At 73.9% G+C, this 16,225-nt stretch carries 11 protein-coding genes; 4 read left to right on the forward strand and 7 right to left on the reverse strand.

The window, feature by feature from the left end; all coding sequences use genetic code 11:
- The first annotated feature begins 100 nt into the window (after positions 1 to 100).
- Positions 101 to 1,978, forward strand: a complete 1,878-nt coding sequence (locus tag JOE63_RS17120; RefSeq protein WP_204542738.1) for a M48 family metallopeptidase — start codon at positions 101 to 103, stop codon at positions 1,976 to 1,978.
- Positions 1,979 to 2,103: 125 nt separating this feature from the next.
- Here the strand turns inward: JOE63_RS17120 and hemQ are convergent, their stop codons facing one another.
- A complete protein-coding gene (hemQ, locus tag JOE63_RS17125; RefSeq protein WP_047232081.1) occupies positions 2,104 to 2,838 on the reverse strand; it encodes a hydrogen peroxide-dependent heme synthase in 735 nt (244 codons plus the stop codon).
- Positions 2,839 to 2,931: 93 nt separating this feature from the next.
- Complete coding sequence (locus tag JOE63_RS17130; RefSeq protein WP_204542739.1) at positions 2,932 to 4,149, reverse strand: ferrochelatase; 1,218 nt, start codon at positions 4,147 to 4,149, stop codon at positions 2,932 to 2,934.
- A 204-nt stretch (positions 4,150 to 4,353) separates the two neighbouring features.
- On the opposite strand from JOE63_RS17130, the gene JOE63_RS17135 reads away from it, so the two are divergent.
- On the forward strand, positions 4,354 to 5,385 hold the full coding sequence (locus tag JOE63_RS17135) for a DUF2804 domain-containing protein (protein ID WP_204542740.1): 1,032 nt from the start codon (positions 4,354 to 4,356) through the stop codon (positions 5,383 to 5,385).
- 120 nt (positions 5,386 to 5,505) lie between these two features.
- On the opposite strand, the gene JOE63_RS17140 is transcribed toward JOE63_RS17135, so the two are convergent.
- The 5 genes from JOE63_RS17140 to JOE63_RS17160 form a co-directional block, all read right to left on the reverse strand.
- Positions 5,506 to 6,567, reverse strand: coding sequence for a carbohydrate ABC transporter permease (locus JOE63_RS17140; protein WP_087469629.1), 1,062 nt, complete (start codon positions 6,565 to 6,567; stop codon positions 5,506 to 5,508).
- The gene (locus JOE63_RS17145; protein ID WP_204542742.1) at positions 6,564 to 7,529 is read right to left on the reverse strand and encodes a carbohydrate ABC transporter permease; all 966 of its coding nucleotides are present in this window, start codon (positions 7,527 to 7,529) and stop codon (positions 6,564 to 6,566) included. The genes JOE63_RS17140 and JOE63_RS17145 overlap by 4 nt, the downstream gene beginning before the upstream one ends.
- A 158-nt stretch (positions 7,530 to 7,687) precedes the next feature.
- The gene (locus JOE63_RS17150; protein ID WP_087469630.1) at positions 7,688 to 9,088 is read right to left on the reverse strand and encodes an ABC transporter substrate-binding protein; all 1,401 of its coding nucleotides are present in this window, start codon (positions 9,086 to 9,088) and stop codon (positions 7,688 to 7,690) included.
- A 123-nt stretch (positions 9,089 to 9,211) separates the two neighbouring features.
- Entirely contained in the window at positions 9,212 to 10,909 is a 1,698-nt protein-coding gene (locus JOE63_RS17155) for a glycoside hydrolase family 13 protein (protein ID WP_204543808.1), read from the reverse strand.
- Between the two features lie 489 nt (positions 10,910 to 11,398).
- Entirely contained in the window at positions 11,399 to 12,430 is a 1,032-nt protein-coding gene (locus tag JOE63_RS17160) for a LacI family DNA-binding transcriptional regulator (protein WP_087469632.1), read from the reverse strand.
- A 257-nt stretch (positions 12,431 to 12,687) separates the two neighbouring features.
- On the opposite strand from JOE63_RS17160, the gene JOE63_RS17165 reads away from it, so the two are divergent.
- Together JOE63_RS17165 and JOE63_RS17170 are read left to right on the forward strand one after the other, a co-directional pair.
- On the forward strand, positions 12,688 to 14,541 hold the full coding sequence (locus JOE63_RS17165) for a beta-N-acetylhexosaminidase (RefSeq protein ID WP_307840187.1): 1,854 nt from the start codon (positions 12,688 to 12,690) through the stop codon (positions 14,539 to 14,541).
- Positions 14,538 to 16,208 carry an N-acyl-D-amino-acid deacylase family protein gene (locus JOE63_RS17170; protein ID WP_204542745.1) on the forward strand — a complete coding sequence of 557 codons (1,671 nt, stop codon included), beginning with the start codon at positions 14,538 to 14,540 and terminating at the stop codon, positions 16,206 to 16,208. Before JOE63_RS17165 ends, JOE63_RS17170 begins: the two co-directional genes overlap by 4 nt.
- Positions 16,209 to 16,225 lie beyond the last annotated feature (17 nt).

The raw sequence follows: 16,225 nt of genomic DNA on the forward strand, positions 1-16,225 counted from the left end.
GTCCGTCCCCGTGGACGGGACTGGTGCCCCGAGCACGCGTCCCACTATGCTCCGGCGCCAGACCGCCGCGCGGGTGCGGCGCATCGTGAGAGGCACGCCCATGACCACGACCCTGCGCGCCGCGCTGTCGGTCCTCCTCCTCGTCGGTTTCTACGTCCTCGCGCTCGGTGCCGTCGTCGGGCTCGGCGCCGCGACCGTCTGGGCGTTCTCGGAGCACGCGGGCGGCGGCGCCGCGAAGCTCGGGTTCTTCACGATCGTCGTCGCCGTGGGCCTCGTCGTCGCGCTCGTGCGCGTCGCCAGGGCGGAGAAGCAGGGTCCGGGCGGGGTGCTGCTCGCCGAGCGCGACGCGCCCGAGCTCTGGGCCACGGTCCGCGAGCTCGCGCAGGTCGCGGACACGCGGGCCCCCGACGAGATCCGGCTCGTCGCCGACGTCAACGCCGCGGTCGGCGAGGACACGCGCCTGCTCGGTCTCGTCGGCGGGACGCGGCGCCTGTACCTCGGCGTCCCGCTGCTGCAGGGCCTGTCCGCCGCGCAGCTCCGGTCGGTCCTCGCCCACGAGCTCGGCCACTACTCCCGCTCGCACACGCGCCTCGGCCCGCTCGCGTACCGCGGCCGCGAGGCGATCATGGCGACGGTCGGGCAGCTCCGGGGGAACGTCGTCGGCTGGCTGCTCAAGCAGTACGCGAAGCTCTACGTCCTCGTCTCGGCGGCGGTCAGCCGGCGCCAGGAGCTCGAGGCGGACGAGCTGTCGGTGCGCGTCGCGGGTCGCGCGACCGCCCAGGCGGCGCTGCGCGAGGTCCCGGTGATCGACGCGGCATGGGGCTTCTACACGAGCCAGTACGTCGGGCTCGGCTGGGAGCACGGCCTCGCCCCGACCCCGGCGGGCGTCTTCGGGGGCTTCGACGAGCTCCTGCGCGGCCGGGCCGGCGACCTCGCCGAGCTCCGGTCCGACGACGCGCCCGCCGAGCAGTCCGCGTGGGACACGCACCCGTCGATCGCGCGGCGCGTCGCCGCGATGGACACCATGCCCGACGGCGGCGCGCCCGCCACGGACGAGCGGCCCGCCACCGCCCTCGTCCCGGGCTTCGCGACGCGGGCCGAGCGCGTCGCGGTCGAGGAGGTCGCGTTCGGGACGCGCGCGCAGCTCCCGTGGGACGCGCTCGTCGCGGCGGCAATGCCGATCCACGACCAGCGCACCGCGGACACCCTCTACCGCGCGGTCGGCCGTGCCGCCGGCCGCCCGCAGGGCGACCTGGCGACCCTGCTCGACCTCCTCGGCGCCGGCCGCCTCGACGCCGTCGCGCGCGACCTCGTGCCGGGGGCACCCGCCGCCGAGGCGCGCGAGGCGATCACCGGCGCGATCTCCTCGGCCCTCGCGGCAGCGGCCGTCCGTTCCGGCGCGGCGCGGTGGCGCGCGTCGTGGACGGGACCGGCGACGCTCGAGACGCCCGACGGCACCGTCCTCGACCTGGCTGAGGTCGCGCGCCTCGCGGCCGACCCCGCGACCACCGCGGAGGCTCGCGCCCGGCTCGACGCCCTCGGCATCGACGTCGCGGGCGCGGTCCAGCAGACCGCGCAGGCGACCGCGCACGGCGGCGACGTCGTCGGCGGCCTCGCCAACGTCAAGGTGGACGGGGCGTACCACGACGTCCTGGTGCTGGACGTGGGGCTGGTCCTGGCGCCCTGCCCCAAGAAGACGGAGGGCGGCAAGGCTCGCCTCGTGGAGCTCCTGCGCTCGGCCCCCGTCGCCGACCTCGCCGCGCGGTACCGGTACGTGCCCTACGAGCAGGTCGCCGCGGCCGCGATCCGCAAGGTCACACCCGTGCGCGTCGACCTCACGCTGCACGACGGCACGACCCTCACGCTCCACGAGACGTGGTCGGGCGAGCGGCTCACCAAGGACAGCGACGAGGCGCTCGTCGCGCACGTCGCGCCGTACGTCCGCGAGGGCGAGCCGGACGCCGTCCCCGCGGGCTGACCCCGCAGGGTTCGGGCCCCAGCCCCCTCGGCTGCGCCAAGAACGACCCTGCGCGCCGTCGAGCATGACTCTGGTGTCGTTATCCCTCGGATAACGACACCAGAGTCATGTTCGACGCCGTGGGGTCAGGACAGGGGCTGGCGGTCGGCCCAGGCCGTGAGCGTCGTGCGCGGGCCCGTGAAGAACGGGACCTCCTCGCGGACGTGGCGGCGGGCCTCCGTGGCGCGCAGCTCGCGCATGAGGTCGACGATGCGGTGCAGCTCGTCCGCCTCGAACGCGAGGATCCACTCGTAGTCGCCGAGCGCGAACGACGCGACGGTGTTGGCACGCACGTCCGGGTAGTCCTTCGCCGCGAGGCCGTGGTCGCGCAGCATGGTCCGACGCTCCGCGTCGGGCAGCAGGTACCAGTCGTACGACCGCACGAACGGGTAGACGCTCAGGTAGTCGCGCGGCGCCTCGCCCGCGAGGAAGGCCGGCACGTGCCCCCGGTTGAACTCGGCCGGGCGGTGCAGCGCCGCGTTCGACCACACCGGCTCCAGGTGCGCCCCGAGGCCGCTCGCGCGCAGGCGCTGGTAGGCGCCCTGCACCGACTCGACCGTCGGGCCGTGCCACCACACCATGAGGTCGGCGTCCGAGCGCAGACCCGCGACGTCGTACCAGCCGCGCACGACGAGGTCGCCGTCCGTCGCGGCCGGGTCGTCCCCGCCGCCGACGGCGGTCAGCGCGTCCGCCACGAGGCCCGCCCGCTCGTCCGCGTCGGCGGGCAGCGGCGCCGCCGTCGCGAAGACGGACCACATCGCGTAGCGGATGGTGGTGTTGATCTGCTCGTGGTCCGCAGGGACGCGCGCGGCGTCGTTCATCGGGGGTTCCTCCCTGGTCGGTGCGGGTTCTTCAGCGTCGAGCTCAGCGTCGAGCTCGACGTCGAGCTCGACGTCGAGCTCGAGGGGGCGGGCTCAGCCGTGGACGTCCGTGCTGCACAGTGCGGGCACGCCGCTCGGCTCGCCGTCGCGACGCAGGCAGCAGCCCGGCGCGCACACCGACCGGAACGCCGGGAGGTCGCCGACGGTGGCCTCCTCGATGTCCTCGCCCCGCGCGAGGGCCGCGCGCTCGACGAGCAGGTCGACCAGCCCGCGCACGAACGGCTCGCGCGTGCCGACGGTCCCGGCGCGGACCGCGGTCATCCCGAGCTCCGTCGCGGTCGCCATGGCCTCCGTGTCGAGGTCGTAGGCGACCTCCATGTGGTCCGACACGAACCCGATCGGCGAGAGCACGACGTCGCGGACGCCGTCCTTCGCGATCTCCTCGAGGTGGTCGTTGACGTCCGGCTCGAGCCACGGCTGGCTCGGCGGGCCCGAGCGCGAGCAGTAGGCGAGGTCCCACGCGACGTCGTGGCCGAGGCGCGCCGACACCTCGGCCACGACCACGCGCGCGAGGTCGAGGTGCTGCTCGGAGTACGTCGCGTGCGAGACGCGCGACGCGGCCTCCATCGTGTCCGGGATGGAGTGGGTGACGAACACGAGGCGAGCGGCGGCGACGTCCCCGCCCCGGCCCGCGAGCGCGGCGTACGCGTCGAGCACCGCGTCCACGTTCGCCTGCGCGAAGCCCGGGTGGTTGAAGTACGAGCGCACCTTGTCGAACTGCACGCCCGTGGACCCGTCGGGGCCGAGCTGACCGCGCCCGTCGAGCACGACGGCGAGGTCCTCGCGGTACTGGCGGCACCCCGAGTACGACGAGTACGCCGACGTCACGAGCGCGACGGCGTTCTTCGCGCCCCTCGCCTCGAGCTCGTCGATCGCGTCGGTCGTGTACGGCTCCCAGTTGCGGTTGCCCCACACGACCGGCAGCTCGACGCCGCGGCGCGCGAGCTCCGCCTCGAGGGCCGCCTTCAGCGCGAGGTTCTGCTCGTTGATGGGACTCTTGCCGCCGAAGCCGTAGTAGTGCTCGCCGACCTCCTCGAGGCGCGCGTCGGGGATGCCCTTGCCGGCGGTGACGTTGCGCAGGAACGGCACGACGTCCTCGGGCTTGTTCGGGCCGCCGAACGAGTAGAGCAGGAGCGCGTCGTAGGGGCTCAGGTCGGGGGCGGGACCGGGGTCGACGGCGCTCGCGGCAGCGGCAGGCTCGGCGGCCCGGCCCGCGTCGGCAGCGACGTCCTGGGGGGAGAACGGGGGCATGCTCCCGATCATGGCACCTGCTCCGGGCCCCGCCCGCCCGGAAGCCGACCGGGGGGACGTGACATTGACGGGACAGAGTGTCACCTCGTCAGGGCCCCTCGCCGAGGCCCCTAGACTCGGGCTCGCTCGCTCCTCGGGCCGGGCACCGGGCACCGTCGCCCGCCGCGCAGGACCGCCCGAGCCGTACCACGTGGAGGTGGAGCGGTGCCGCTCCCGGAGATCACCGAGCGCGTGCCGCTCACCCTGCCCGACGGCCTGCTCGACCGCCGCTCGATCGGGTGGGCGCGGCAGCCGCTCGTCGACACGTCCGGCGTCGCGCGGGACGGCCGCCGCCATGCGGGCCGGAACAAGCGCTGGGAGTACTGGGGCGTCGTCACCCCGACGCACGTCCTCGCGCTGACCGTCTCGTCGCTCGACTACGCGGCCGTGCACGAGGTGTGGGTGCTGGACCGGGAGTCGGGCCGCACGTGGGGCGCCGACGCGACCGTCGTGCCCGCGCGCGGCGTCGAGCTGCCCGGCTCGCTCGGCGACGGCCCCGCCCGGGCACGCGCGAAGAACCTCGCGATCGACCTCGACGAGGTCGACGGCGGGACGCGCCTGCGCGCGCGGACCCGCGACGTCTCGTTCGACGTCGTCGCCGAGCTGCCGCCCGGGCACGAGCGGCTCGCCGTCGTCGTGCCGTGGAGCGACTCGCGCTTCCAGTACACGGTCAAGGACGTCGCACGCCCGGCGCACGGCACGCTGTGGGTCGACGGCCGGACCGTCGACGTCCCGGCCGGGTCGTCGTGGGCGGTGCTCGACCACGGCCGGGGGCGCTGGCCCTACGACGTCCGGTGGAACTGGGGCGCCGGCTCGGGCGAGTGCCACGGGCGGGTGGTCGGGATCCAGGTCGGCGGACGCTGGACGGTCGGCACGGGCTCGACCGAGAACGCGGTCTCCCTCGACGGTCGGATCCACCACCTCCCCGACGAGCTCGTCTGGGACTACGACCTCGCCGGCCCGCACCGGCCGTGGCGCGTCACCGGCGGCGGACTCGACGCGACGTTCGAGCCCTTCCACACCAAGGTCACGCGGACGCACCTCGGGGTCGTCTCGTCGTCGACCGACCAGTGCTTCGGTCACTGGTCCGGCACGTTCACGCCGCCCGCCGCGGGGACCGGCGGCGGCGCCGCACCGGAGCCGGTGCGGTTCGACGGCCTCGTCGGCTGGGCCGAGGAGGTCCACAACCGCTGGTGACCGCCCGCCGCCGGGCCCTGCTCCCGGTCGAGCACGACCCTGCTCGCGGTCGAGAACGACGTTGGTGTCGTTATCCGCGGGATAACGACACCAACGTCGTGTTCGGCAGCGGACCGCAGGTCAGCCCTTGACCGCTCCGCCGAGGCCCGCGCCCTGGAGGAACATGCGCTGGAAGACGAGGAACAGGCCGACCGGGATGAGCGTGGAGATCGCGAGAGCCGCGAGGAACACGCCGAGGTCGGTCGACGCCTCGATGGACGGCAGGCGCACGGACAACGGCTGGATCGCCGGGTCCTTGAGGACCAGCAGCGGCCAGAGGAAGTCCTTCCAGGCCGCGATGACCGCGAACACCGAGACGACGCCGATGATCGGCTTCGACATCGGCAGCACGATCGACCAGAACAGCCGGTACGGCCCCGCACCGTCCATGCGCGCGGCCTCGAACACCTCGCGCGGGAGGCTGTCGAAGAACCGCTGGACGAGCAGCACGTTGAACGCGCTCGCGCCCGCCGGCAGCCACACGGCCCAGAAGCTGTTGATGAGCGACCGGCCCAGCAGCGGCGGGTCGAGGATCGTCAGGTACAGCGGGACGAGCAGGACGATCGCCGGGACGAACATGGTCGACAGGACGAGCGCCTGCACCACCTTCCCGTACCTCGGCCGCAGGACCGACAGCGCGTACCCGCCCGTCGTCGCCACGATGATCTGCGACGCCCACGACCCGACCGCGAGCCAGATCGTGTTGAGGAAGTACCGGCTGACCTGGACGTCGTTCCAGGCCTTGTCGAGGTTGTCCCACGCGATGCCGTTCGGGAAGATCGCCATCGGGGTGCGCAGGATGTCCTGCGTCGGGGTGACGGCGTACTTGGCGAGCAGCAGCATCGGCCCGAGGCCCGCGACGACGAGGATCACGAGCAGGAGCACGTGCGTGGTCCCCATCCCCCACCGGATGGACGGGCGGCGCCAGTCCGCCTCGGACAGCGCGCCGCGGTCCTCGACGCCGTCGAGCGCCTTGCGACGGCGCGAGCTCACCTTGCGGCGGTCGGACTCGCGTCGGTTGCGGCTCGCCGCGGCGGCGCGGCGGGACGTGCCGTCCGGGTCGTCGACCGCGTCCGTCGTGGCCGCGGAGTCCTGCGAGACGACGCCGATCTCGCTCGGGTTGTCGGTGGGCGAGAGAGTCATGACGTGCTCCAGGACCGGGTGAGCCGGAAGTAGAGGATCGAGAAGACGGCGAGGACGGCCGCGAGCATGATCGACAGCGCGGTCGCGGCCCCGTAGTCGCCGCCGAGGCTGTTCTGGAAGGCGTAGCGGTAGATGAGCAGCAGGATCGTGAGCGTCGCGTTGTTCGGCCCGCCGCCGGTGAACAGGTAGGGCTCGAGGAAGACCTGCGCGGTCCCGATGACCTGAAGGATCAGCGTGATGAACAGGACGCCGCGCAGCGCGGGGAGCGTGACGTGCCAGATCTTGCGCCACAGCCCCGCGCCGTCCACCTCGGAGGCGTCGTAGAGCTCGGGCGGCACGCTCGTCAGGGCGGCGAGGTAGATGATGATCGTCCCGCCCGCACCGGCCCAGGTCGCGGCGAGCACGAGCGACGGCATCGCCGTCGAGGCGTCCTGCAGCCACGGGTACGGGCCGAGGCCGACCCAGCCGAGGATCGTGTTGAACACGCCCGTCGGGCTGCCGTTGTAGAAGAACTTCCACAGCAGCACGGCGACGACCGGGGGCACGACGACCGGCAGGTAGGCCAGCGCGGAGTAGAGCCCGCGCGCCCGGCGGACCTCGCGCATGAGCACCGCGGCGACGAGCGGGATCGGGTACCCGAACAGCAGGGCGAGGAACGCGAAGTACAGCGTGTTCTTCACGGCCTTCCACAGGAGCGGGTCGTTCAGCACCTGACGGAAGTTGTCGAGCCCGACGAACGTCGGGTCGCTCACGAGGTTCGTCTCCTGGAAGCTCATGATCACCGCGCGCACGATCGGGAACCACGAGAAGACCCCGAAGATGACGATCAGCGGGAGCAGGAACACGAGGTTGCTCAGTCCCCCGCCGCGGAACCACGTCACAGGGCTGCGGCGTCGGCCGTCGCGGTCGGCCCGCGCGTGGGAGGCGGGTCCCCGTCGCGGCGGGGCGGTGGTGGCGGTCACGGGCGAACGTCCTTCGGTGCGGTGGGAGGTGCCCGACGACGCGAGGTGCGTCGCGCCGTCGGGCACCGGTGGGGTACGGGTCGGCCGGCAGGGGGCGCTGCCGGCCGACCCGGGTCTGCGGGTCGCGCGGCCCGGTGCGGACCGCGCGACCTCGGGCGTCAGCCCTGGTCGAGCAGGGCCTGCGCCTCGGTGTTCGCCTGCTCCAGCAGCGCGTCCACGTCGGCGTTCTCGTCCGTCAGGACCGCCTGGACGACCGGGTCGAGCAGGGCGTAGATCTCCTGCGTCTTCTGCGACGGCTCACCGACGAGCGGCAGGTCGAACATCGTGTCCGTGTAGCTCGTCATCTGGTCGAGCGGCACGTTGATGAAGTCCTTGATCCACTCCTGGTTCTGCTCGTACTGCTCCTGGGAGAACATCGGCAGGACCGGGGTGCCCACGGGCTGGTCGTTCGCGACGAGCGTCTCGGCGTCCGCGACCGCGCGCTTCTCGTCGACGAGCTTGGCGAGGTAGAAGAAGTCGATCCACTTGATCGCGGCCTCCTTCTTCGACTCGTCCACGTTGGCGGGCATCGCGGCGAGCGTGCCGCCCGTGAGGACTCCGGCGTCGTCGCCCTCGAGCGGCAGCGCGGCGAGGCCGTAGGTGGACTGGTCGAGGTCGTTCGTCTGCACGAGCGACGTGAAGACGTCCGAGCCCGACGTGTACATCGCGACCTGGCCGGCGGCGAACGCCTGGTTCATGGTGCCCCAGTCGAGGAGGAAGTTGCTCCCGAGGGAGTTGTCCTCCCAGCGCATGGCCTTGAGCCACTCGAGCGCTTCCTTGGTGCCGTCGTTGGTGAGCGTCGACGTCGCCGTGCCGTCGTCCGCGACCTCCTGCGTGCGACCGCCACGGGCGAACGTGTTGACCGTGAGCTGCCAGCCGCCGGTGTTGTTCTGCGACATCTGCATGTAGCCCGCCACGCCGGGGTTGGCGTCCGCGATCTTCTTCGCGTCCTCGCGGACCTCGTCCCACGTGGTCGGCGGCTGGTCGGGGTCGAGCCCGGCGGACTCGAACAGCGCGCGGTTGTAGTGCAGGCCCACGCCGTACACGTTCTTCGCGGGGATCGCGTAGACGTGGCCGTCGGCGCCCGTCCCGGCCTCGATGATCGCCGGGTTGAAGCTGTCGGCGTAGGGCAGGGTGCGGAACTGCTCGTCGAGGTCCGCGAGCTGGCCGTTCTCGACGAGCGTCTTCGCGTCGGTGAACGGGATCTCGAAGACGTCGGGCAGCGTGCCGCCGGCGAGCTGGGGGGCGAACGTCGTCGCCTTCCACTCGTACTCCTCCGGCACGATGTCGATGTCCGGGTTCGCGGCCTCGAACTCCTCGACCTGCGCGTTGAAGGCGTCGATCGCCTCCTGCTCGGAGCCCGGGAGGAGGGAGACCACCTTGAGGGTGACCTTCCCGTCGCCGTCCGAGCCGCTGGTCTCGTCGTCGCTGCCCGAGCCGCCGCTCGAGCACGCGGCGAGCGTGCTGATCGCGAGCGCCCCCGCGAGGGTGAAGGCGATCGCCTGACGTGTGGACTTCATCGTCACTCCTGTGTTCCGGTGGTGCTGGGTGGGTGTGCTGGGTGGGTGCTGGGTGTCCGGGCCGACCGGCTCGCGGCCCGGGGACTGGTGGCGGTCAGGCCTCGTGCTGGCCCGTGCGCGGAGTCATGCGCGCAGCCAGACCGCGGTGTCGGGGGCGAGGCGCGTCGGTGGCTCCGACGCGTCCACCCCGTGCGGGGTGCCGCTGAGGAGGAGGACCTCGGCGTCCGCGGGCAGCGGCACGTCCTCGGCCCCGAGGTTGACGACGCACGTGACCGCGCCGTCACGGTCGTCGCCGCGGGTGTCCTCGCGGACGAACGCGAGCACGTCGTCGCCGAGCGCGACCCCGCCGAGGGAGTCGAGCCAGCGGAACGCCTCGCCGTGCAGCGCGGGCTCCGCCCGTCGCGTCGCGAGGACGCGGCGGTAGAGCGCGAGCATCGACGTCTCGTCGTCGGCCTGCGCCTCGACGGACATCTCCCCCCAGCCCGCGGGCTGGGGCAGCCAGGGCTGCGCGCCGCCGTCGGGCCCGAACCCGTTGCTCGTGCCGCCGCGCGTCCACGGGAGGGGGACGCGACAGCCGTCGCGGCCGGGGTCGACGCCGTCGGAGCGGAAGTGCATGGGGTCCTGGATCGCGTCGAGCGGCAGGTCCTCGACCTCGGGAAGCCCGAGCTCGTCGCCCTGGTAGAGGTACAGCGACCCCGGCAGCGCCGCGGACAGCAGCGCTGCCGCGCGGGCCCGACGGCGCCCGGTCTCCAGGTCCGTCGGCGTGCCGAAGCGCTTGGTCGCGAACGCGAACGAGCTGTCCTCGCGGCCGTACCGCGTGACCGGGCGCGTCACGTCGTGGTTCGACAGCACCCACGTCGCAGGTGCGGCGACCGGGGCGTGGGCGTCGAGCGTCGTCTGGACCGACTCGCGCAGCGCCTTCGCGTCCCACGGGCGGGCCATGAAGTCGAAGTTGAACGCCGTGTGCATCTCGTCCGGGCGCAGGTACTGGGCGAACCGCGCGCGGTCCGCGAGCCACACCTCGCCCACGAGCACGCGCGGCTCCTCGTAGGACTCGGCGACGGCGCGCCAGCCGCGGTAGATGTCGTGCAGCTCGTCGCGGTCGACGTGCGGGTGCTCCCCCGGGCCGGGGTGGGCCGGGACCTCGGGCAGCGCCGGGTCCTTGACGAGCTGCGCCGCGGAGTCGATGCGGATGCCCGCCGCGCCGCGGTCGAACCAGAACCGCAGGATGTCCTCGTGCTCGCGGCGCACGTCGGGGTGGCTCCAGTTGAGGTCCGGCTGCTCGGGGGCGAAGACGTGCAGGTACCACTCGCCGGGCGTGCCGTCGGGGTTCGTCGTGCGCGTCCAGGTGCTGCCCTGGAACTCGGAGACCCAGCGCGTCGGGATCTCGGAGCCGTCCTCGCCCTTGCCCGGGTGGAACCAGAAGCGCTCGCGCTCGGGCGACCCGGGGCCGGCGGCGAGTGCGGCCTTGAACCACTCGTGCTCGGACGAGACGTGGTTGGGGACGACGTCGATGATCGTGCGGATCCCGAGCTCGCGGGCCTCCGCGATGAGCTGCTCCGCCTCGGCGAGCGAGCCGAACTGGGGGTCGATCGCCCGGTAGTCCGCGACGTCGTAGCCGCCGTCCGCGAGCGGGGACACGTACCAGGGGGTGAACCAGATCGCGTCGACCCCGAGGTCGCGCAGGTAGGTGAGGTGCTGGCGCACGCCCGCGAGGTCGCCCGTGCCGTCGCCGTTCCCGTCCGCGAAGCTGCGCACGTACACCTGGTAGATCACGGCGCTGCGCCACCAGTCGGGCGACGCCGCCGCCGGCTCCCGCACCGCCTGCGCGAGGGTCGCGTCGGGGGTGGGTTCGCCGTCGGCGACTCGGGGGTGATCGTTGCTCACCGCGTCCTCTTCCGTGAGTTCGTGGGCTGCACGTGCCTGGGCCGTGCCTCGCCTGCTGCTGCGCACTGCGTCCGATCCGACCGGGGGGGCTCCCGGGACGGCCGTCGTGCACCGGGTGCCGACCGCGCCGTCGTGGACGACTGTAACTAGACGACAGGATGCGCGCAAGAATCCGACAGTGTCGTTATCGAAACGCTATCTCTCGACGTCGAGAGACCTACGACGACTTGCGGAAGCCTCGTCGAGGCAGACTGCCCGCGCCGACGACGCGTCCCGACGGCGTCGAACCCGGGCTCTCTCCCCACGCACGAGCACGGGTCAGGAGAGATCCCGGGTTCGGCGTCGACGCGAGGGCACGACGACGAGGGCCCCGGTCCGGCGCGCGAGCGGCCGGGCCGAGGCCCTGGAGGAGTGGTGCGCAGGCTAGGAGGCAGCGACCTCGCGGCCGGCGGCGTGCGCCGCGGCGGTCGAGCCGCGCACGACGAGCTCGGGCTCGAAGAGGAGCTCGTCGCGCGAGACGTCGGCGCCCGCGATCATGCTCGCGAGCAGGTCGACGGCAGCCCGGCCCATCGGCTCGATGGGCTGGCGCACGGTCGTCAGCGCCGGGTCCGTGGAGTTCATGAGGTTGGAGTCGTCGTAGCCGACGACGGAGACGTCCGTCGGGACGTCGAGGCCCGCGCGCCTGACCGCGCGGACGGCGCCCAGGGCGAGCGGGTCGCTCGCGCACACGATCGCCGTCGCGCCGGCCTCGAGGAGCCGGTTCGCGGCGGCCTGCCCGCTCTCGAGCGAGTACTGGCTGTGCACGACCAGGGTCGGGTCGAGCACGTGCCCCTGCCGCTCGGCGAACGTCTGCGCCGCGGCGAGCTTGCGCTCGGACGGCACGTGGTCCGCCGGGCCGAGCAGCAGGCCGACCTTCTCGTGACCGAGCGAGAGCACGTGGCCGAGCGCCTGGTTCATCGCGACGAGGTCGTCGCACGAGACGCGCGGGAAGTCGAGGTCCTCGATCGAGGCGTTCATGAGCACGACCGGCAGCCCGAGCTTCTCGAGCCGACGGAAGTGCGCGTGGTCGGCCAGGCGCTCGGCGTAGAAGCCGCCCGCGAAGATCACGCCCGAGACGTGCTGGCCCAGGAGCAGGTCGATGTACTCGGCCTCCGTCACGCCGCCCGCGGTCCGCGTGCACAGCACCGGGGTGAACCCTTGCTGCGCGAGCGCGCCGCCGATGACCTCGGCGAACGCGGGGAAGATCGGGTTGACGAGCTCGGGGAGCACGAGCCCGACGAGGCGACCGCGCTCGCCGCGCAGCTTGGTCGGCCGCTCGTAGCCGAGCACGTCGAGCGCGGTGAGCACCGCGTCGCGCGTCGCCTGCGACACGCCGGGCTTCCCGTTGAGCACGCGGCTCACCGTGGCCTCGCTGACACCGACCTTGGTGGCGACCTCCGCCAGACGTCTCGACATGCCGTCGACTATACGCGCCGCTGCAAGCCGCTTGCGTGATTCCGGGCCGACCGAACGCATGCTTGCGTCGCCCCTCCCCTCCCCTCCCCGCCGAACACGACATGGGTGTCGCTATGACGTTCATACCGACCCTCATGTCGTTCTCGGCACGGGTTGGCGTCGTTCTCGGCGCCGGGCAAGGGCGGGTGGGACGGGGCGAGGCCGGTCTCGCCCGGAGCAAGTGCGGAGTCGACGGCGGTTGCGGCTAGGCTCGTTCGGTGTCCTTCCAAAAGGTGTCCACGTCACGCTCCGAGTCCACGACGGACCCCTCCGGGATCCTCCCCGCTCCGGTGGCGCTGACGCCCGGGGATGGGACGACCGTCGTCGCCGACGGGACGCGGGTCGTCGCGGACCCGGCGCTGCGCCCCGCCGCGCGCTGGTGGCGCCGCGCGACGGAGGACGCCTTCGGCATCGACCTCGTGCCCGTCGACCCCGCCGCGCACACCCCGGCGCCTCGCCCCGCCGACGCTTCTCCGGAGGTGCCCACGCGGGGGTCCGGCGTCGGCCCGGCGACCGTGACGTTCGCGCTCGGCCGCGGCCTCCCACCGTCGGGATACCGCCTCACCGTCGATGCCACGGGTGTCCGCGTCGACGCCGCCGACCTCGACGGCGCGCACGCCGCCGCCCAGACGCTCCGCCAGCTCGCCGGGCCCGCCGCGTTCCGCCGGGCGCCGGTCCCGGCCGCCACGCACGCGGCAGCGGACGACCGCCACGGGCGGCTCACGCTCCCCCAGGTCGCGATCACCGACCACCCCCGGTTCGCGTGGCGCGGCGTGCTGCTCGACGTCGCGCGCCACTTCCTGCCCAAGGCCGACGTGCTGCGGTTCGTCGACCTCGCCGCGGCGCACCGGCTCAACGTGCTGCAGCTCCACCTCACCGACGACCAGGGCTGGCGCATGGAGATCGCGCGCTACCCGCGGCTCACGGAGGTCGGGGCGTGGCGTCGCGAGTCGGGCGTCGGCACGTGGCGCGCCGGGGTCTTCGACGGTCGCCCGCACGGCGGCTACTACACGCAGGACGACCTGCGCGAGATCGTCGCGTACGCGCGCGAGCGCGGGGTGACGGTCGTGCCGGAGATCGACGCGCCGGGGCACGTGGAGGCCGCCGTGGCCGCCTACCCCGAGCTCGGCACGCGCAAGCAGCCGCACGAGGTCCGCACGACGTGGGGCGTGAGCACCGAGGTGCTCGACCCGTCCGAGGAGTCGCTGACGTTCTTCCGGCACGTGCTCGACGAGGTCCTCGACGTGTTCGACGCACCGTTCGTGGCGATCGGCGGCGACGAGGTCCCGACGACGCTGTGGCGCGAGAACCCGGAGATCGTGGCGCGCGCGGAGGCGCTCGGGCTCGACGACGTCGGCGGGCTGCACGGGTGGTTCCTCGCCCGGCTCGCGGAGCACGTCGCGTCCCGCGGGCGCCGCGCGGTCGTGTGGGACGAGGCGTTCGGCCCCGCGCTCCCCCGCGACGTGGTCGTGACGTCGTGGCGCGGCTGGGCCGTGGGGGCGGACGCGCTCGCCGCCGGGCACGACGTCGTCATGGCGCCGGAGCAGGTCGTCTACCTCGACCACCGCGGCGGCGACGCCCCGGACGAGCCGGTCCCCGTCGGGTTCCTCAGCACGCTCGACGATGTGTACGCGTTCGAGCCGTTCCCGTCAGGACTCGCGGGCCCGCAAGCGGACTCGGAGCCGAGCACGAACGGCGACCGACCGGGCGCGCTGCTCGGCGGCCAGGCCGAGCTCTGGTCCGAGCACCTCGACTCCGCGCGCCGATTCGACTACGCCGCGTTCCCTCGCCTCGCGGCGTTCGCGGAGGTCATGTGGTCGCCGGAGGCCGACCGCTCCCCCGGCTCGCCCGCGTCGCGCGCGTTCCGCGAGCGCGTGGTGACGCACCACCTGCCGCGCCTCGACGCGTACGGGGTCGAGTACCGCCCGCTCGACGGGCCGCACCCGTGGCAGACCCGGCCCGGCGTCGCGGGCTGGCCGCGCGACCGCGCGGCCGAGCTCGCCGCGGGCGGCCTGCGTGGCGTGGGCGGCTGGGTCGAGGGGCGCGACGAGGACGAGGGCGGCCCCGCGTGAGCGCGCTCGTGGTTCGTGGTGCCCGGCTCGTCGAGCCCGACGGCGGTGCGTCCGCTCCCGTGGACGTGACGGTCCGCGGGGGCCTGGTCGAGAGCATCGACCCCTCGGCAGGGGCAGGGGCGCCGCCCGGCGACGTCGCGGTCGTCGAGGCGGACGGACGTCTGCTGCTGCCCGGGTTCGTGGACGCGCACGTGCACGGCGAGGCCGCGGTGCTGGACGAGGACGTGCAGCTCGCGATGCTGCGCCAGGGCGTGACGAGCGTCGTCGTGGGGCAGGACGGGGTGTCCTACGCGCCCTCGCCCGCCCCGGGCGAGCAGCACGCCCGGGGCGACGAGACGGCGTCGGGCCTGCACGACGCCGCCACCTGGGCGGCCGGGTACTTCGCCGCGATCAACGGCACCCACCCCACGTTCCGCGGCGGGTCGGTCGCCGACCTCCTCGCGACCTACGACCGCACCACGCGGGTCAACGTCGGCTACCTCGCCCCGCACGGCACGATCCGGTACGCGGTCCTGGGCGCCGCCGCCCGCGCCGCGACGCCCGCTGAGACCGACCGCATGCGCGCCCTGCTCACCGCCGCGCTCGACGACGGCGCCCTGGGGATGTCGACCGGCCTGGAGTACGTCCCGGCCACCTACGCCGACGAGACCGAGCTCGTCGCCCTCACCAGCGTCCTCGCCGCGCGCGGGCTCCCCCACGTGTCGCACATGCGCGGCTACGAGGACAAGGCCGGCCCGGCGTTCGCCGAGCTCGTGCGCGTCGCGCGCACCTCCGGCGTCGCGACCCACGTCTCGCACTACCACGGGCCCGCCGCCGAGCTGCTGGGGTACGTCGACGACGCCCACGCCCAGGGCCTGGACGTCACCTTCGACTCCTACCCCTACCTGCGCGGCTGCTCCATCCTGTCCATGGTGTCGCTACCGACGTGGCTGCCCATCGCCGACGTCGACGCGACCGTGGCCGCCCTGGCGGACCCGGCCGTCCTGGAGCGCCTGCACCGCGAGCACTTCCCCACCCTGACCGACCTGTGGCCCCGCGTCACGATGGCCGCAGTCCCTACCGGGGCGTCGGCAGGCGCACCGGCCGGCGAGCCCGCCGAGGACCTGACCTGGACCGAGGGCATGACCCTGCCCGACGTCGCCGCACGCCTGGGCCTGACCCCCGCCGACACCGCGGTGCGCCTGCTCGTCGCGACGCGGCTGCGCGCCTCGTGCGTGTTCGCCCAGCCCCCGACCAACTCGCCGGAGTCCGTACGTGCCCTGCTGCGCCACCCGGCGCACGTCGGCGGGTCCGACGCGATCTACGCGCCCGTCGGAGGTGGCGGCCGCCCCCACCCGCGCGGGTGGGGCGCCTTCGCGCGCTTCTGCGCCGAGCACGTGCGTACGCTCGGGGACTGGACGTGGCACGACGCCGTCACGCACCTGTCCACGCGGCCCGCCGAGCGGTTCGCGCTCCCCGGGCGCGGCACGGTGGCGCCCGGCGCGGTCGCGGACCTCGCGCTCGTCGACCCCGACCAGATCCGCGACGAGGCGACGTACGAGGACCCGCGTCGCCCGGCGTCGGGCGTGGACGACGTGCTCGTGGCGGGCGTCCCCGTCCTGCGCGACGGCCGGCTCACCGACGCCCTCCCGGGCCGGCCGCTGCGCCCCGACGCGACGCGGGCGTGAGCGGGGGCCCGCACCTG

Source organism: Cellulosimicrobium cellulans (assembly GCF_016907755.1).
GTDB classification, from domain to species: domain Bacteria; phylum Actinomycetota; class Actinomycetes; order Actinomycetales; family Cellulomonadaceae; genus Cellulosimicrobium; species Cellulosimicrobium cellulans_D.